The organism is Streptomyces scopuliridis (genome assembly GCF_042790125.1).
In the GTDB taxonomy this organism is placed as follows: domain Bacteria; phylum Actinomycetota; class Actinomycetes; order Streptomycetales; family Streptomycetaceae; genus Streptomyces; species Streptomyces scopuliridis_A.
Map to the genome: position 1 here is coordinate 508,816 of NZ_JBHTZS010000002.1, position 17,464 is coordinate 526,279.

Below are 17,464 nucleotides of genomic sequence, written 5' to 3' on the forward strand. Positions count from 1 at the left end.
CCGGTCCTTGAGACGCCGAGAGGAGGCGATTCCAGTGATCAGCATCAACGCCAGCTTCATCAGCACCGCCAAAATGACCGATCTCTCGGTCGTCTCCGTCTGCCCGCTCGGCTTCTCCCGTTCCGAACTCATTGCCAGTGGTCTGTCCGGCGCCTCCGCCGTGCGTCCCGCAGGTCTGCTGTCGGCCCTTCCTGTCCGGAAGCGCGCCGTCAATGTCCTGGAGCGCAATGAGCGACCGACCAAGGCACTGGAAGCAGGAGTAGCAGCGGCAGAGGCCAAGGCCTATGCCTTTGCGGCGACCGGTGCCGGAGCAACGAAGCAGACGCAGCACCACACGATGTGGGCCTTCCGTGGGCTCGAACCCTGGAGTGATCCAGCCTGATCCACCATCAGGCCGGCGCCTTCAGGGCCGCGGAACCCCACCCGGGATCCGCGGCCCTTCTGTTTGTCCCGAACGGGACAGACGGAGCGAAGGGGCCTCGGGACACGCAACACCCGGTACCAGCCGACCCCCGGCCAACAGGCCGGACCGACCAGACGAGGAACGACACCCCGTGCAACTCGAAGCGCACGCCCCGTCCGTACCGCCTTCCGAAACGATCACCCCGCCCGGCTCCACGGAGGACTCCACCTTGACCCCGCTCACCGCGCTCACCGCGCTCGACGACGCCATCGAGAACCTCGGCGTACCCGTTCCCTGCCGTGCCTACGACCCGGAGGTTTTCTTCGCCGAGTCCCCGGCCGATGTCGAGTACGCCAAGGCGCTCTGCCGCACCTGCCCGCTGATCGAGGCCTGCCTCGCCGGCGCCAAGGAGCGGCGCGAGCCGTGGGGTGTCTGGGGTGGGGAGCTCTTCGTCCAGGGCGTCGTGGTTGCCCGCAAGCGGCCTCGTGGCCGTCCGCGCAAGAACCCGGTCTCGGCATGAACGTCACCGGAACCATCGACCGCCCCCTCACGCACGATCCCCAGAAGCAGGCTCCGATGACCTCTTCCCCGAGCGAGCCGTCAGGCTCCGCCACCCCAGTCGTCACCACCATGGGCGCGAACGACTCGCGTCAGAACAGGACCCGCGAGATGCAACTCATTCCAGAAGCCCTGGCACGCGCGCATATGAGCGAGCGCATGCGGGAAGTCGACGCGGAACGCCGGGCCGTGCGCCTGGTCGCCGCTCGACGGATGCAGCGCCGCGCCGAGCGCGTATCGATGCGCGCCCGCCGCGCGCTCGCCATGGCCGTCATGCAGTAGGCACTACCTCAGCCGGCGCCAGTCGCCGAGAACTGCGCGGGGGCCGGTCCCAACGGACCGGCCCCCGCTGTGTGTTGTCTTCCCGTGCTCACGCGCCCGCATCAGAGCCATCGAGGGCGGGCTCCACTCCGGCCGGTGGCGACAGCGCCTCCTCCTCGTCGCCGGGCTCCGGCAGGAACCCGGGCAGCCATGCCTCCAGCTCGGCGCGGAGACGTACCGTCGCGCTCAGCTGACAGAGCACACCGATGGTGCTCAGCGTCACCCGGTGGATCAGCAGATACGACGGCGGCAGATTCAGCTGCTTGCCCAACTGGTTGGCGGGAGAACGCGGGTCGGCGATCCGCGCCGCCTGGGCGCGCATCCAGCTTCGGGTGAAGGTGAACTCCTCCACCACCGCGGGCTCGATGATGGGCAGCAGATACTCAAGCACCGCGTCCGGGTCGAGATCGATGGACTCCTTGACGAACCCCTCGTCGCGCAGCAGTCCGTACACCCCCTGGGCGTCGCCCTCCAGCGCCATCCACAGCGCCTCACCGATCGTGTCGGGCAGCCCGCCGGGCAGCCGGTCCACCGTGCCGAAGTCCAGGACGCCGAGCCGCGGTTCACCGGACGAACCGTCCTCCTCGGCGTCCGCCGCGGGCAGCAGCCGGAAGTTCCCCGGGTGCGGATCCGCGTGCAGCAGGCCCGTACGCGCCGGGCCCGAGAAGAGGAACCGCGCCAGCAACTGCCCCGCACGGTCGCGCTCCTCGGGCGTGCCGTCGGAGATCACCTCCGCCAGCGGTGTCCCGTCGATCCACTCCGTGACCAGCACCTGATCGCCCTGGTGCACCACCTCCCGCACCACGACATCCGGATCGTCCGCGAACTCCGCCGCGTGCTCCCGCTGCGCCTCGGCCTCCAGGGCGTAGTCCAGCTCCTCGGACACCCGGTCGCGCAACTCGTTGATCAGCGGCTTGATGTCCATCCCCGGAATGAGCGGCCCCAGCAGCCGGGCGAACCTGCTCAACTGGGTCAGATCCGACAGCAGGGCCTCGCCCGCCCCGGGATACTGCACCTTGACCGCGACCTCGCGTCCGTCGTGCCACACCGCCCGGTGCACCTGACCGATCGACGCGGCGGCCGACGGCTTGTCCTCGAACTCCAGGAACAGCTCGCGCCATGCCTCGCCCAGCCGCTCCGCCAGCACCGCGTGCACCGTGCGGGTCGGCATGGGCGGCGCCGCTTCCTGGAGTTTGGTGAGCGCCGCCCGGTAGGGCCCGGCGATCTCCTCCGGCAGCGCGGACTCGAAGACGGACAGCGCCTGCCCGAACTTCATCGCCCCGCCCTTCAGCTCTCCGAGCACCTTGAAGAGCTGGTCGGCCGTGCGCTGTTGCAGCTCGCGCGCGACGATCTCCGCGGACTTCCCGCCGATCCGCTTGCCCAGACCCCAGGTGGCCCGGCCTGCGAAGCCCAGCGGCAGCGTGGCCAGCTTCGCGGTACGGGTGACCGCCTTCCGGGGAAGATCAGACATTGAGCCCCTCCTAATCCCAGACAGCCATGCCGCGTACGGCGATTACCCCGCCATTGTGTCGTGCGACGCCCCGGCCCCGGCCATGCGCTCCCCCTCTCTTTGGCCCGCCGCCCCACAGGGGCACTCCGGATTTGGTGCGAGCCGCTCCGCCCGCCAGTCGAGCAGCGGCAGTGACGCCTCCCACCGGGCACCCGTACTGGCCGGCAGCTCCCCGTCCAGGAACGACAGGGCATGGGCCGCCGCCAGTCCCGCCACCGCCGTGGCCAGCCCCAGATCGCAGGCCGGTACGGCGCCGGACCCACGCCCGGAGCGCCACTGCGCCAGCATCCTCGGCCACCCCGGATCGCGGTCCGCGCGCGCCCCGGCGACACAGCCCGCGCAGGCCGTGCCGCCCGGCAGCACCAGCGGTCCGACCACACCCGTGGCCTCGATCACTCCCGTATAGAGATGGGGAGTTCCGGTGGAGATCCAGGGCTCGGCCGACGCCGGATCCGGGGCGTAGGCCGCGAGCCCGTCCCGCGGAGCGACGATCACCAGCGAGAGACCGGGCTCACCCTCGCCGGCCGACTCCGCGAACTCCGCCGCCCGCGGCGCGCGTCCTGGCGCGGACTTCCGTACCAACTGCCGGGCCGCCGTGTCCCGGCGCTCACCCACGGACCGCGGGGGCAGCCCGCCGGGTGACACATCCCACACCTCGGTACATCCGCTGTCCAGCACATCGACCCGCCCGACCCCGGAGGCGGAGAGCACCGCCGCGACCGCCGCACCCACCCGTCCGGCGCCCCGGATCTGGACCCGCGTCGTGCGCCGCGCCGCCAGCCGGCGCGCCCCCGCCCCCGGCTCCGGATGGACGACGGAGAGCGACGCGAGATCGGGCCTCAACCGGTCGAGCACCGCTCTCCGCCCGCACAGCGCGTCGGCCGCGCCGCCGCCCGCGTCCTGATCGTCGATCAGCCCGGCCCTGGTCAGCCGCTTCACCAGCGAATCGGCCAGGCCGTCCGGCAGCCCCATCGCGCGGGCCTCCTCCCGTAACAACGGCAGCCCGCGTGTCCCGTCCAGCAGCTCCATGAAGCTGCCCGTGGCCGTATCGACCGGACCCACCAGCACCGCGTGCGCGGGCGTGATCCCGAACTGCACGGTCTGCCGCTCCCGCCACGCCCGGCGCAGCGCGGGCTTCACCGTCGGATGCATATCGGCCTCCCCGTTCGTGTGCTCTCGGTCTTCTCTCGTGTTCTGCGATCGCCCCGAGTGATCGCCCCGAGCGCCCCCCGAGTGATCGCGAGTGATCGCCACGGAATGATCACTCCGGAATGTCCCGGGCTCCCGTTTTCGTGTTCTCAGAATGCAAGACACCGGTCGACGGTGCGGAAAGTTATCCACAGCGCCGGGCGTTAGTCATTCAAATCCCGCCGTGCGGGAAGTGGATCAAGGGAGAACCCTCGCGGAGGCGGGACTTCCTCCACACGCAGCGGGTAACGTCGTGGCGTGTCCGCCGATCCTTCCCCTCGCCTCGCGGGGACCAGCGCTGTCGAGGTCCGCAGGAGCACCCGCCGCAGCAGAACGGTTTCGGCCTACCGGGAGGGCGACCGGACCATCGTGCTCATCCCCGCCCGGATGTCGGAGGCGGAGGAGCGGCGCTGGGTGACGGTGATGCTCGACAAACTCGCCGCGCAGGAGAGCAAGCGCGTCCTCGGCGACAGCGAGCTGATGGAACGGGCCGAGCGGCTGTCGGACCAGTACTTCGGCGGCAGGGCCCGGCCGGCTTCGGTCAGATGGGTCACCAACCAGAACACCCGCTGGGGCTCGTGCACCCCCGCCGAGGGCAGCATCCGGCTGTCGCACCGGCTCCAGGGCATGCCGGAGTACGTCGTCGACTACGTCCTCGTCCACGAGTTGGCCCATCTGCTCGTGCCGGGACACGGCCCGCGGTTCTGGCGTCTGCTGGAGGCCTACCCCCGCACCGAGCGGGCCCGCGGCTATCTCGAAGGCGTGGTCGCGGCCGAGCGGCTGCCCTATCTGCCCGTCGCGCGCGGGGAATGACGGCCGCCGGGTACGCGACGACGCCGGGACTTCCGTCCCCTTCGGCGATCCTGTACCGAGTGTGTACCGACTTGGCTGATTGTCAGCCCCAGCCGTTAGCCTGACGCGAGCAATCACCTTCCGGATGGGGGACGGTCGTTACGCATGGCCAGGGAATTCCAGCGCGGTCACAAGGCCAAGATCAGTGATCTCACAGCGGGGACGGATCTGTACGTAGGTGTGCAGATCGCGGGCCCCGGGCTGAGCTTCGACATCAGCTGTTTCGGCCTCGATGCCGACGAGCAGCTCTCGGACGACCGTTACTTCATCTTCTTCAATCAGCCGAAGTCCCCGGAAGAATCTCTTCAGTTGCTGGGCGCGCAGGCCGGGGACACCGAGTCGTTCCGGGTCACGCTGGACCGTATTCCGGCGAATATCCACAAGCTCTCGTTCACCGCCACCCTTGACGGCGCCGGACAGATGTCCCAGGTCGGCCCCGGATACATCCGCATCGTCGCGGGCGGCGAGGAAGTCGTCCGATACGCCTTCACCGGCTCGGAGTTCACCACCGAGCGTGCCGTGATGCTCGGTGACTTCTACCTCAAGGACGTCTGGCGGTTCGCGGCCGTCGGCCAGGGCTTCGACGGCGGTCTCGACGCGCTGCTGAAGAACTTCGGCGGCGAGGTCGCCGAGGAGGAGCCGGCCGCGCCGGAGCCGGTGGCCGGCGGCGCGCCGCCCGCCTTCGCCCCGCCTGCCTTCGCTCCGCCCGCGCAGAGCACCCCGCCGCCCGCCTTCGGCGCTCCGGCCGGACCGCCCGCCCCGGCGCCCGCTCCGACGCCGCCGCCCGTGCACGCGGCGCCGACCATCGTGGCGCCGATGACCCCGCCGGGCGGTACGGTCCCTCCGCCGTCACCCGCGCCCGCCCCGTACGGACAGCCCGCCGCCGCCCCGTACGGACAGCCCGCCGCCGCTCCGTTCGGTCAGCCGGCTCCGGCGCCCTACGGTCAGCCCGCTCCGGCGCCGTACGGTCAGCAGCCGCCCGGACCGCCCCAGGGCGTCCCCCAGGGCGTCCCCCAGGGCGTGCCGCCCGGCGGCGCCGGTCTCCAGGCGGCCCTTCAGCCGTACCGGGAACTGCCCACGGGCCAGCGCTGGACCCCGCAGAACGGCCAGTTGATGCGTGTCGACCTCGGAGAGGGCGGCAGTCCGGTCCTCGCCCGCCAGGGCAGCATGGTGATGTACCAGGGCAAGGTCGACTTCGGCTACAAGGGCGCCGGTTTCGCCGGCCGTATCGTCGGCAACGCCACCGGCCAGGAGATGCAGCTGATGCGCTGCACCGGCAAGGGACAGGTCTTCCTCGCCGAAGACGGCGCGCATCTGCACCCCGTCGAGCTCCAGGGCGACGGAATCTGTGTCTCCGCCGAGAACGTCCTCGCCTTCGACGAGAGCCTCCAGTACGAGATCCGCCGTATCGAGGGCCACGGGATCCCCGGCGGCGCGCTGTTCACCATGCTGTTCCAGGGCACGGGCACCGTGGTCGTGAAGACCCACGGCACCCCGGTCGTCCTGCCCGTCACGCCCACGACCTTCGCCGACTGCAATGCCGTCGTCGCCTGGTCGGCCGCGTCCCAGGTGATCATCTCCAGCCAGGTCAGGCTGCGGCGCAACGCGTACCCCGGCCACAGCGGGGAGACCGTGAACCTCCAGTTCCGGGGAGCCCCCGGCAACTTCATCGTCGTCCAGCCGTACGAGGTCTGAGGGAGCCCGGACAATGAACCAGCAGCTCGCGGGCTTTGCCCCCACCCCCGTCGCGGCCCGGATGGAGAACCACGGCCGCGCCATGCTCAAGGTCGCGATGGCCTCGGGCCAGGACCTCTTCGCACGCACCGGCTCGATGATCGCCTATGAGGGCTTCATCCAGTACGAGCCGAACCCGCCCGCCATCCGCCAGATCGCCTCCCAGTGGGTGACCGGCGAGGGCACGCCCCTGATGAAGTGCGCGGGCGACGGCCTGCTCTATCTCGCCGACTACGGCGCGGATGTCGTCGTCATCAACCTCGACAACGACGCGCTCTCGGTCAACGGCAGCAACCTGCTCGCCTTCGACGCGCACCTCCAGTGGGGCGTCGAGCGCGTGAAGGGACTGGCCAAGTTCGCCGGCCAGGGGCTGTGGAACGTACAGATCTCCGGGACCGGCTGGGTCGCCCTGACCTCGCGCGGCACCCCGATCGTCGTCGACTGCGGCCGGGGCGAGGACGAGACCTATGTGGACCCGGACGCCCTCGTCGCCTGGTCGCCGGCTCTGAAGGTGAAGGGCAAGCGCAGCTTCAAGGCCTCCGCGCTGATCGGGCGCGGCAGCGGGGAGGCCTACCAGATGGCCTTCTCCGGCTCGGGAATCGTGGTCGTACAGCCCAGCGAGGACAGCACCGACCGCCTGCGGGTCCAGGGCTGAGGGGGAGAACTCACCATGCAGAGTCCGCTTTTCGCCTACACCGAGCAGCAGTCCCAGGACCGCTACGCGGTACAGAACCCGCAGCTGCTGCGGGTCGCGCTCACCGGCCAGGACGATGTCCTCGCCCGCAAGGGCGCGATGGTCGCCTACCAGGGGCTGATCGACTTCGACGGGGAGTACCAGTCGCAGAGCCAGCGCCAGTCCCGCGCGCGCACCGGTGAGGGGCTGGAGCTGATGCGCTGCTCGGGGCAGGGCACGGTCTATCTGGCCAATCTCGCCCAGTACATCCACGTGGTGGACGTCGACCAGGAGGGGATGACGGTCGACAGCGCCTATGTGCTGGCGCTCGACTCCACGCTGCACACCGAAGTCATCGCGGTGGACAGCCAGTACGGCATCTCCGGCTCGGGCAAGTACCAGCTGAACATCTCAGGCCGGGGCAAGGTCGCGCTGATGACCTCGGGCCTGCCGCTGATGATGCGGGTCACGCCGGAGACGTACGTCAGCGCGGACGCCGACGCGGTCGTCGCGTGGTCCTCCGGCCTGCGGGTGCAGATGCAGGCGCAGACGCATTCCTCGGGGGTGATGCGGCGGCGCGGCAACACCGGCGAGGGCTGGGAGCTGAGCTTCCTCGGCCAGGGCTACGCGCTGGTCCAGCCCAGCGAGGTCATGCCGCCGCAGCACGCGGTGATCGGACAGGGCCTCGGGGCTCAGTACGGGGTCGGGCAGCAGGGCGCCCATGGCCAGAACCAGAACAACGTCTGGAGCCGCTGACCCGTCGACGCGGGTGACACCGGGCACGGGGGACTCCGGACCCGGGGGACACCGGACGCGGATGACACCGCGCCGGGTCCCGGACCGGCGGAACGGACCGGCGGAACGGACCGGCGGAACGGACCGGCGGAACGGACCGGCGGAACGGACCGGCGGAACGGACCGGCGGAAAGGGGCGGCCTGCACGGGCCGCCCCTTCTCAGCCGCTCCGCCCCTCCCGCTCGCGCAGCGCGGCACGGCCGCTCTCCACCAGCCGTACCACCGAGCCGTCGCCCACCTCCGCGGCCTCGTCGTAGGAGAACCAGCGCAGATCCAGCGACTCCTCGCTGATCGCCTCGACCGCCCCGGAAGGCGCCAGCGCCGCGTACTGGACATCGAAATGCCAGTGGCACGGGGCCGGGATCGCGTGCCGGTCCAGCTGTACGGGACCGCCCGCCAGCAGCGTCAGCCCCTCGATCCCGGACTCCTCCGCGGCCTCGCGCAGCGCCGCCCGCTCCAGCGAGGTGTCACCGGGCTCGCAGTGGCCGCCCATCTGGAGCCACATGCCGAGCTTCTTGTGCAGGGTCAGCAGGACCCGGCCGCGTTCCTGATCGATCACCAGCGCGCTGGCCGTCAGATGCCCGGCCCCGCAGGACTTCCACATCGCGTCGGGATGAGCGTCCAGATGGTCCAGATAGAGCCCGCGCAGCTCTGGCTGGTTCTCGTAGCCCTTCAGTACGAGAACCGCGTCGTCGTGCAGGCTCACTTGTCGCCGTCGCCCTTGTCGTCGTCCGGTCCTGCCTTGTCCCCGTCGTCCTTGCGGAGGTCCGGCTTGCCGCCCGCCGCCTCGCCGAGCATCTTGTCCAGCTCGGAGAAGTCAAGCTGCTCGTGGTGGACGAAGCCGTCCGGGTCGTCCAGATCGGAGGCCGTCGGCAGCATGTCCGGGTGCTCCCACAGACGGTCGCGGCCGTCGACACCCCGCGCGTCCGTGAGCGAGGCCCACAGCCGGGAAGCGTCCCGCAGCCGGCGCGGGCGCAGCTGGAGACCGATGAGGGTGGCGAAGGTCTGCTCGGCCGGACCACCGGAGGCGCGCCGCCTGCGCAGCGTCTCGCGCAGCGCGTCGGCGCCCGTGAGCCGGGACTTCGCGGCCTCGTGGACCACCGCGTCCACCCATCCCTCGACCAGCGCGAGCGCCGTCTCCAGACGGGCCAGCGCGGCCTTCTGCTCGGGTGTGTCCTCGGGCTGGAACATGCCCTGCTGGAGCGCTTCCTGAAGCTCCTCGGGATGTGTCGGGTCGAACTGGCCGACCACGTCCTCCAGCTTGGTCGTGTCCACCTTGATCCCCCGGGCATAGCCCTCGACCGCGCCGAACATATGCGACCGCAGCCAGGGCACATGGGCGAAGAGCCGCTGATGGGCGGCCTCGCGCAGCGCCAGATACAGCCGGATCTCGTCCTTCGGCACCCCGAGGTCCTTGCTGAACGCCTCGATGTTCAGCGGGAGCAGCGCGGCCCTGTTCGCCGGGCCGAGCGGGAGCCCGATGTCGGTCGAACCGACCACCTCGCCCGCCAGCACGCCCACGGCCTGTCCGATCTGCTGGCCGAACATGGCGCCGCCCATGGAGCGCATCATGCCGATCAGCGGACCGGCCACGGACTGCATCTCCTCGGGCAGCACCTCGCCCATGGCCGTACCGACGCGCTCCGCCACCGGATCGACGAGCTGCTGCCACGCGGGCAGTGTCGCCTCGACCCACTCGGCGCGGCTCCACGCCACCGCCGTGTTGGCCCCGGAGGGCAGGGACGTCACGCCGTCCAGCCAGATGTCGGCGAGCCGTACGGCCTCCTCGACCGCGGCGCGCTCGGAGGGCCCGACGCTCGCGTCCTTCGTGCCGTCCGGTGTGCCCTGGGCGACCGTCTGGCGGGCGATCTGCTTGGCCATGTCCCAGTTCACGGGACCGCCCTCATAGCTCAGCATCTGGCCGAGCTGCTGGAAGGCCGCGCCCAGGTCGCTGGGGTTGAGCGAGCCGAACATCGCGGCGAACGGATTGTCCGCACCGCCCGCGCCGCCCGGCAGCCCGAACCCCGCGAAGGGGTTCACGGGACCGCCACCGGCACCCTGACCACCTCCGGCGGGGTCCTTCTTCTTGCCGTCGCCGTCCTCCGGCTCCTCCGGCGGAAGGCCGAATCCGAATGGGGTGTCACTCACGGGGTTCCTCGGCTCGTAGGGCCACCGGCTTGCTGCCGGCGGCGGCTGCCCGACTACACCACCCAGCCTAAGCGGCTCCGGGCGGGTCAGGGTGGCTTCGCGGGCCGCGGGCCGCGCCCCGCCGTACTGCCCGGGACCCTGCCTCCGACCTGCTGTCTCTCCCGCTTCCGAGGGCGGCATACCATTTCGACACCCGGGCGGCTTCCGGGCTCGGTGCTCCGCCGGACCATGGCCTGCGGCAGGATGGACATCACCTGGTACGTACGCGTCATTCACGTACGTATTGAAGACAACCGCTGGAGACGCCCGGTGAGTTCCCCAGATCCGCAGGTTCGCGCAGCGCGAAACCGCTCAACCACGCCCCCGTCCCGCGGCCCCGTCGTCGCGGTCACCGGCGCTGCCTCCGGGGTGGGTGACCTGCTCACCCGCCGCCTGGCCGCGTCCGAGGAGATCAAGCAGGTCATCGCCATCGACGAGCGCAGGGGCGAGGTCTCCGAGGCGCAGTGGCATGTCCTCGATGTCCGCGACCCGGCCATCGCGGAGAAGTTGCGCGGGGCGGATGTCGTGGTACATCTCGCGCTCGATCTCGACCTGGAGACCGACGCGACCGCCCGTACGGCGTACAACGTGCGCGGCACGCAGACCGTGCTCACGGCCGCCGCCGCCGCGGGGGTGCACCGGGTCGTGCTCTGCACCTCGGCCATGGTCTACGGCGCGCTGCCCGACAACGACATCCCGCTCTCCGAGGACGCCGAGCTGCGCGCGACCGCCGAGGCGACCGGCGTCGGCGATCTGCTGGAGATCGAGCGCCTCGGCCGCCGCGCGCCCCGCGCGCACCCCGGCCTCAATGTGACGGTCGTACGCCCCGCCGTCCTGGTCGGCGGCACGGACACGGCCCTCACCCGCTACTTCGAGTCGCCACGGCTGCTCGTCGTCGCCGGATCCCGTCCCACCTGGCAGTTCTGCCATGTCGACGATCTGGTCAGCGCCCTGGAGTACGCCGCGCTGGAGAAGGTGGACGGGGAGTTCGCGGTCGGCTGTGAGGGCTGGCTGGAGCAGGAGGAGGTCGAGGAGCTGAGCGGCATCCGCCGGATGGAACTGCCGTCGGCGGTCGCCCTGGGAGCCGCGGCCCGGCTGCACAGGATCGGCCTCACCCCCTCGCCCGCCGGCGACCTCGCCTACACCATGCATCCCTGGGTGGTCAGCGTCAGCAGGCTGCACGACGCGGGCTGGCGGCCACGCTGGACCAACGAAGAGGTCCTCGCCGCTCTCCTGGAGGAAGTGGAGGGCCGTCACACGGTCGCCGGCCGCAGGCTCGGCCGCAAGGACGCCACCGCGGCGGGCGCCGCGGGCGCGACGGTGGCGCTGCTCGGTACGGCCGCGCTGGTACGGCGGGCCCGCAAGGCGCGGCGCAGGCTCTAGGGGAAGCGGCCCAGGGGAGTGGTCCAGGGCCCACCCGGCCGTACGACCCTCCAAGCGGTACGCCCCGTGCCGGGCGGAAGCGCTGTTCCGTGATGTCAGTGCCGTACGGCACGATGGCTTTCATGGCGAGCACCCATTCCCACCCCGGTGAGCAGGCGGCGCAGGACCCGATCCGGCTGCTGGCGATACGCGACACCCCGCTGAGCGTCGACGAGGTCTTCCGCGCGGTCGGCGACGACGCGGCCGGAGGCACGGCGCTCTTCGTCGGCACGGTGCGCGACCACGACGGCGGCGCCGATGTCGACACCCTCGGCTACCACAGCCATCCCACGGCCGAGGCCGAGCTGCGACGGGTCGCGGAGAAGGTCGTCGCCGACTATCCCGTGCGCGCGCTGGCCGCTGTCCACCGTGTGGGTGATCTGGAGGTCGGAGATCTGGCGGTCGTCGTGGCGGTCTCCTGCCCCCATCGGCGGGAGGCGTTCGAGGCCTGCCGGAAGCTGATCGACGACCTCAAGCACGAGGTCCCGATCTGGAAACACCAGAAATTCTCGGACGGCACGGAGGAGTGGGTCGGCGCCTGAGGCATGTCCGGAGGCGGTCCGCAGGCGGTCCGCACGCGCGCTTCTCGCGCTTCGGGCCGTCTGAAACCCGGTCAGTACCCCTACGGCCCGATTTGCGTAACCGCACCCCGGCCAGCAGCGTTGTTGTCAGCAGATGGTTATCTGCTGATCTGTCAGTCACAGACGCTCACTTGAGGTCGGGAGATCGAAATGGCCGCACTTGCCTGGCTCTTGATTCCGCTCTTCGCCGCCATAGGCGCCGGTATATGGGGAAGCTGGGTCTCCAGGGACCGCACGATCGGGGACATAGCCGAGCTCAACGGCTACGCCCGGTTCCGTGACGCGATGGAGAAGGCACCCTCCGCCCCGGCATCCGCCGGGTCCGACGCTGTCTGACGTCGTCGCGGTCCGTACGCCGTCGCTGCGCGGCACCGCCGCCCCCGCCCCGTACGGACCGGCCCCAGGGGTGCACTGACAGACCCTTCCCGTACTGTCGTTCCATGCCACGCCGCACCGCGACGATGCTCGCCTCCACCCTCGTCCTCATCGCGCTGCTCTGCGCAGGCGTGCTGATCAAAGTGCCGTATTCGGAGATGAGCCCCGGGCCGACGGTGAACACACTCGGTGACGCGGGCGGTGAGCCCGTACTCCAGATCTCCGGCCGCAAGACGTATCCGACCTCGGGTCATCTCAATATGACGACGGTCAGGGTCACCGGCGCGGACTACAACATGAACATCGTCGAGGCGGTCTACGGCTGGCTGGCCCACGACAACGTGGTGGTGCCGCACGACACCCTGTATCCGGACGGCAAGACGGAAGAGCAGTCCACGCAGGAGAACGCCGAAGAATTCAGCCAGTCCCAGGAGAGCGCCAAGGTCGCGGCCCTGCGGCAGCTGAACATCCCGGTGTCGTCGCGGATCATCGTCTCCTCCGTGATCAAGGACAGCCCCTCCGAGGGCACGCTGCACGCCGGCGATGTGATCAAGGCCGTGGACGGTACGCCGGTCAAGGAGCCGCAGGACGTCGCGAAGCTCGTCACCAAGCACCAGCCCGGCGAGGACGTCTCCTTCACCATCGTCCCCGCCGACGAGGCGAAGGCGGCGGAGAAGGCGGGCAAGGAGCCGGAGGCGAGCGAGAAGGTGACGGTCACCACGGCGAAGGCCCCCGACGGCGACCGGGCGATCGTGGGCATCCAGGCCGGCACCGACCACACGTTCCCGTTCACGATGGACATCAAGCTGGCCGATGTGGGCGGCCCGAGCGCCGGGCTGATGTTCTCCCTCGGCCTTGTCGACAAACTCACACCCGGTTCTCTGACGGGCGGCAAGTTCGTCGCCGGTACGGGCACGATCGACGACAAGGGCACCGTCGGACCGATCGGCGGCATCGAGATGAAGCTCGTCGGCGCGCGCGCCGCGGGCGCGGAGTACTTCCTCACCCCGGACCAGAACTGCGCGGCGGCGGTCTCCGACATCCCCAAGGGCCTCACGCTGGTCAGGGTGAAGACCATCGCGGACGCCACGAAGTCCCTGGACAAGATCCGCGCCGGGGACACGGCCGGCCTGCCGAGCTGTTCGGCGAGCTGACCGGCCGCGTCCCCGGGACGAGAGAGAGACCGAAAGGGAGCCGCTTACGCCTCGAACGTGGCGGAGAGCGCCTCGGCCAGTCCCGGGACCAGCCCCGAGCCGGTGAGGACCTCGCTGGGAGAGTCCTTCTCGCGCAGCCGCAGCGCGGACTCCCGGGCGCCGTCACGCAGCACGGCCACGGTCATCCGTACCTCCTGACGCTCCGGGTGGGCGGAGACCCACGAGGCGAGCCCGGCCTCGTCGAGACCTTCCGGTACGGACGCCTCCGCGGACGGCGGCAGCATCAGCCGCTCGACCGTCATCGCGCAGCCCGCCACCGCCCCGGGCCACGCGATGGTGGCGAGGAACTCGTCCAGCGGGGTGCCGGACGGGATCTCGTCCTGCTCGATAGGGGTGAGGGGCGCGGCGGACCCGGCGTCGTCGAGACCCAGCTGGGCCGCGAGCTCCGGCTCGTCGGCGCGCAGCCGCGCGGTGTCGACGAGTGCGAAGAGCCTGGCCGGCTGGTCCCAGCCGAGACCCGACGCGTATTCGTCGATTTCGAGCACCGCGCGGGTCAGCGGGCTCGCGGCCATGGGGGTGCCTGAGGGAGAGACGTTGGACATGGGCAATATCCTGCCTCCTTCGGACCCGGGTACGGGAACTAGGTAAAGCCTCAGTAAGTTGCATGAGTGGGCTCTACGATCGCGGGGCCCGCTTTTCACACGCTGAATCACACGACCGCGAACTTAGAGGTGCGCACGTTGGCTTTCCAGATGCCGGACCGCGGCGGAGGCCCAGCCGGGCCACGGATGAGAGTGGGCCGGCCCTCTCGGCGGGTCCGGACCCTGCTCATGACCTTGGGCGTGCTGGCCGTGCTGGCCATGCTCTTCGTCATGTTCGCGGGGTTCTGGACCGACTGGCTCTGGTACCGCTCGGTGAAGTACTCCTCGGTGTTCACCACCACGCTCTGGACCAAGATCGGTCTGTTCGCGGTCTTCGGGCTGCTGATGGCCGGCGCCGTCGGCCTCAACATCTGGCTGGCGCACCGGCTGCGGCCGCCGCTCAGCGCGATGTCGATGGAGCAGCAGAACCTCGACCGGTACCGGATGGGGATCGCCCCGTACAAGAAGTGGGTGCTCCTGGCGATCACCGCGCTCGTCGGGCTGATCTCCGGGGCGTCCGCCGCGGGACAGTGGCGTACGTGGCTGATGTGGGTGAACGGGGTGGCCTTCGGGCAGAAGGACCCCCAGTTCAAGATGGACGTGTCGTTCTACGCGTTCGATCTTCCCTGGTACCGCTTCATGCTGGCCTTCGGCTTCGCGGCGACCGTCCTGTCCCTGATCGCCGCCGCGCTGACCCACTACCTGTACGGCGGGCTGCGGATCACCAGCCCCGGCGCGCGGGCCACCGCCGCGGCCACCGGCCATCTGTCGGTGCTGCTCGGTGTCTTCGTCTCGCTGAAGGCCGTGGCGTACTGGCTCGACCGGTACGGGCTGGCCGTGAAGTCCAGCGACTTCAAGGCGGCGGGCAACTGGACGGGCCTGCGGTTCGTCGACGCCAACGCCTATCTTCCGGCGAAGACGATCCTCTTCTGCATCGCCGTCATCTGCGCCCTGCTGTTCTTCGCGACGCTCTGGCGCCGTACGTGGCAGCTGCCGGTGATCGGCTTCGGTCTGATGGTCCTGTCGGCGATCCTCATCGGCGGCCTCTACCCGGCGATCGTGCAGAAGTTCCAGGTCCAGCCGAACGAGCAGGCCAAGGAATCGCCGTACATCCAGAAGAACATCGACGCCACGCGCAAGGCGTACGGCATCGACAGCGCCGATGTGCAGGACTACGGCGGCAAGGGCGACCCGGACAAGAAGGCCGAGCAGCGCAAGGCGGCCGACACCGCCGCCAGCTACCGGCTGGTCGACCCCAATGTGGTCTCGCCCGCGTTCCAGCAGCTCCAGCAGGAGCGTAAGTACTACCAGTTCCCCGCCACGCTGGACGTCGACCGGTACACCGGCCCCGACGGAAAGCCGCAGGACACGGTCGTCGGTCTGCGCGAGCTGAACATCACCGGTATCCCCAAGCGCAACTGGATCAACGATCACTTCACGTACACGCATGGGTACGGTCTGATCGCGTCCAAGGGCACGAACACGGTGACGGACGAGAACGACGGCACCGTCGGCGCCCCGGACTTCACCGAGTCCGGCCTGCCGACGACCGGCCAGCTCCCCACGCACGAGCAGCGCGTCTACTACGGCGAGAAGACCGAGCAGTACTCGATCGTGGGCGGCCCGCAGAAGGAGCTGGACTACGAGAAGAACGGTGAGCGGACGACGAGCTACAAGGGCAAGAGCGGAGTCGATCTCTCCAACCCGCTGAACCGCGCGGCGTACGCCGTGGCCTTCAGCGAGCCCCAGATGCTCTACTCCGGCGCCATCGGCGACGGCTCGCGGATTCTCTACAACCGCACGCCCAAGGAGCGCGTCGAGGCCGTCGCGCCCTGGCTGACGATCGACGGCGACGCCTATCCCGCCGTGGTCGACGGCCGTATCCAGTGGATCGTCGACGCGTACACCACGACGAACGGCTATCCGTACGCGTCCCGTACGACCCTCGGCGACACCACGGCCGACTCGCTGACCGACAGCCAGCGCGCGGTCGTCGCGCAGCAGAACCAGGTCAACTACATCCGGAACTCGGTGAAGGCCACCGTCGACGCCTATGACGGCACGGTCAAGCTCTACGAGTGGGACACCAAGGACCCGGTGCTCAAGACCTGGATGAAGGCGTTCCCGGACACGGTGCAGCCGAAGTCCGAGATCAAGCCCGACCTGCTGTCCCATCTGCGCTACCCGCAGGACATGTTCAAGGTGCAGCGCGAGCTGCTCACCCGCTACCACGTCACGGACCCCGCGCAGTTCTACAGCGGCAGTGACGCGTGGCAGGTGCCGGACGATCCGACCAACAAGGACAGCAACTCCGTCCCGCCGTACTACCTGAGCCTGAAGATGCCCGGCCAGAACGAGCAGAAGTTCTCGCTGACCACCACCTTCACGCCCAACGGACGCCCCAACCTGGGTGCGTTCATGGCGGTGGACGCCGATGCGACCAGTTCGGACTTCGGCAAGATCAGAGTCCTGAGAGTCACCTCCACCGTGCAGGGCCCGCAACAGGTGCAGAGCGAGCTGAACGGTGTGCCCGAAGTCGCCGAGTTCGTCAGGAACCTGAGAGGCACCGACTCGGACATCGAGTACGGCAACCTCCTGACGGTGCCGCTCAACGGAGGCTTCCTGTACATCGAGCCCGTGTACGCGCGCGGTGGCAGCGCGAACTATCCGCTGCTGAAGAAGGTGGCCGTCTCGTACGGCGGCAAGCCCGTCTTCAAGGACAGCCTCCCCGAGGCGCTCAACGCGGTGTTCGGGGCGGAGAGTTCGCCGACGCCCACCACCCCGCCGCCCCCGGGCGAGACCACCAAGCCGCCGGCCACCGGTGACAAGGCGCTGCAACAGGCCATCGCGGACGCCCAGAAGGCGTACGAGGACGGTGAGGCGGCGCTGAAGAAGCAGGACTGGACCGCGTACGGCAAGGCTCAGCAGGAGCTTCAGGACGCGCTCCAGCGGGCCGCCGACGCGGACACCGGATCCGGCTCCGGCTCCGGCTCCGAATCCGGCGCCAGGAACGGCGGCGACAGCGGGGACGGCGGGAACGGCGGTAACAACAGCGGCTGAGCAGACGGCA

The 17,464-nt window shown here is 70.0% G+C and carries 17 protein-coding genes; 12 read left to right on the top strand and 5 right to left on the bottom strand.

Annotation, left to right across the window (positions count from 1 at the left end; translation table 11 throughout):
• Window positions 1-34 precede the first annotated feature (34 nt).
• The 3 genes from ACFRKB_RS04505 to ACFRKB_RS04515 all read left to right on the top strand — a co-directional run bounded on the left by ACFRKB_RS04505 (window position 35) and on the right by ACFRKB_RS04515 (window position 1,243).
• Window positions 35-382 (top strand): hypothetical protein, encoded by a 348-nt coding sequence (locus ACFRKB_RS04505; RefSeq protein ID WP_383103202.1) that lies wholly within the window; start codon window positions 35-37, stop codon window positions 380-382.
• Window positions 383-554: 172 nt separating this feature from the next.
• On the top strand, window positions 555-923 hold the full coding sequence (locus ACFRKB_RS04510; RefSeq protein WP_365977413.1) for a WhiB family transcriptional regulator: 369 nt from the start codon (window positions 555-557) through the stop codon (window positions 921-923).
• A complete protein-coding gene (locus ACFRKB_RS04515) occupies window positions 920-1,243 on the top strand; it encodes a hypothetical protein (RefSeq protein WP_383103203.1) in 324 nt (107 codons plus the stop codon). The genes ACFRKB_RS04510 and ACFRKB_RS04515 overlap by 4 nt, the downstream gene beginning before the upstream one ends.
• 88 nt (window positions 1,244-1,331) lie before the next feature.
• Here ACFRKB_RS04515 and ACFRKB_RS04520 read toward each other — a convergent pair whose 3' ends face one another.
• Both ACFRKB_RS04520 and ACFRKB_RS04525 read right to left on the bottom strand, forming a co-directional pair.
• Window positions 1,332-2,753, bottom strand: coding sequence for an ABC1 kinase family protein (locus tag ACFRKB_RS04520; RefSeq protein ID WP_383103204.1), 1,422 nt, complete (start codon window positions 2,751-2,753; stop codon window positions 1,332-1,334).
• 42 nt (window positions 2,754-2,795) lie between these two features.
• Window positions 2,796-3,944, bottom strand: a complete 1,149-nt coding sequence (locus tag ACFRKB_RS04525; protein ID WP_383103206.1) for a TOMM precursor leader peptide-binding protein — start codon at window positions 3,942-3,944, stop codon at window positions 2,796-2,798.
• Between the two features lie 294 nt (window positions 3,945-4,238).
• Between ACFRKB_RS04525 and ACFRKB_RS04530 the strand changes: the two genes are divergently transcribed.
• From ACFRKB_RS04530 to ACFRKB_RS04545, 4 genes are all read left to right on the top strand, one after another.
• Complete coding sequence (locus ACFRKB_RS04530) at window positions 4,239-4,793, top strand: M48 metallopeptidase family protein (protein ID WP_383103208.1); 555 nt, start codon at window positions 4,239-4,241, stop codon at window positions 4,791-4,793.
• Between the two features lie 144 nt (window positions 4,794-4,937).
• On the top strand, window positions 4,938-6,527 hold the full coding sequence (locus ACFRKB_RS04535) for a TerD family protein (protein ID WP_383103210.1): 1,590 nt from the start codon (window positions 4,938-4,940) through the stop codon (window positions 6,525-6,527).
• A gap of 13 nt (window positions 6,528-6,540) precedes the next feature.
• Window positions 6,541-7,221, top strand: a complete 681-nt coding sequence (locus ACFRKB_RS04540; protein WP_383103212.1) for an AIM24 family protein — start codon at window positions 6,541-6,543, stop codon at window positions 7,219-7,221.
• 15 nt (window positions 7,222-7,236) lie between these two features.
• Window positions 7,237-7,995, top strand: coding sequence for an AIM24 family protein (locus tag ACFRKB_RS04545; RefSeq protein WP_383103213.1), 759 nt, complete (start codon window positions 7,237-7,239; stop codon window positions 7,993-7,995).
• Between the two features lie 199 nt (window positions 7,996-8,194).
• Here the strand turns inward: ACFRKB_RS04545 and ACFRKB_RS04550 are convergent, their stop codons facing one another.
• Window positions 8,195-8,740, bottom strand: a complete 546-nt coding sequence (locus ACFRKB_RS04550; RefSeq protein WP_383103214.1) for an NUDIX hydrolase — start codon at window positions 8,738-8,740, stop codon at window positions 8,195-8,197.
• Window positions 8,737-10,182, bottom strand: a complete 1,446-nt coding sequence (locus tag ACFRKB_RS04555) for a zinc-dependent metalloprotease (RefSeq protein WP_383103216.1) — start codon at window positions 10,180-10,182, stop codon at window positions 8,737-8,739. The genes ACFRKB_RS04550 and ACFRKB_RS04555 overlap by 4 nt, the downstream gene beginning before the upstream one ends.
• 309 nt (window positions 10,183-10,491) lie before the next feature.
• Here ACFRKB_RS04555 and ACFRKB_RS04560 point away from each other — a divergent pair, with 309 nt between their 5' ends.
• The 4 genes from ACFRKB_RS04560 (at window position 10,492) to ACFRKB_RS04575 (ending at window position 13,753) form a co-directional block, all read left to right on the top strand.
• Window positions 10,492-11,604, top strand: a complete 1,113-nt coding sequence (locus tag ACFRKB_RS04560) for an SDR family oxidoreductase (RefSeq protein WP_383103218.1) — start codon at window positions 10,492-10,494, stop codon at window positions 11,602-11,604.
• 122 nt (window positions 11,605-11,726) lie between these two features.
• The gene (locus tag ACFRKB_RS04565) at window positions 11,727-12,185 is read left to right on the top strand and encodes a molybdenum cofactor biosynthesis protein MoaE (RefSeq protein ID WP_383103219.1); all 459 of its coding nucleotides are present in this window, start codon (window positions 11,727-11,729) and stop codon (window positions 12,183-12,185) included.
• Window positions 12,186-12,374: 189 nt separating this feature from the next.
• The gene (locus ACFRKB_RS04570; protein ID WP_365977398.1) at window positions 12,375-12,560 is read left to right on the top strand and encodes a hypothetical protein; all 186 of its coding nucleotides are present in this window, start codon (window positions 12,375-12,377) and stop codon (window positions 12,558-12,560) included.
• Window positions 12,561-12,664: 104 nt separating this feature from the next.
• Window positions 12,665-13,753 carry a YlbL family protein gene (locus tag ACFRKB_RS04575; protein ID WP_383103220.1) on the top strand — a complete coding sequence of 363 codons (1,089 nt, stop codon included), beginning with the start codon at window positions 12,665-12,667 and terminating at the stop codon, window positions 13,751-13,753.
• A gap of 44 nt (window positions 13,754-13,797) precedes the next feature.
• Here ACFRKB_RS04575 and ACFRKB_RS04580 read toward each other — a convergent pair whose 3' ends face one another.
• A complete protein-coding gene (locus ACFRKB_RS04580; protein ID WP_383103222.1) occupies window positions 13,798-14,355 on the bottom strand; it encodes a PPA1309 family protein in 558 nt (185 codons plus the stop codon).
• A 150-nt stretch (window positions 14,356-14,505) separates the two neighbouring features.
• Between ACFRKB_RS04580 and ACFRKB_RS04585 the strand changes: the two genes are divergently transcribed.
• A complete protein-coding gene (locus tag ACFRKB_RS04585; protein ID WP_383103294.1) occupies window positions 14,506-17,454 on the top strand; it encodes a UPF0182 family membrane protein in 2,949 nt (982 codons plus the stop codon).
• Window positions 17,455-17,464: the final 10 nt, after the last annotated feature.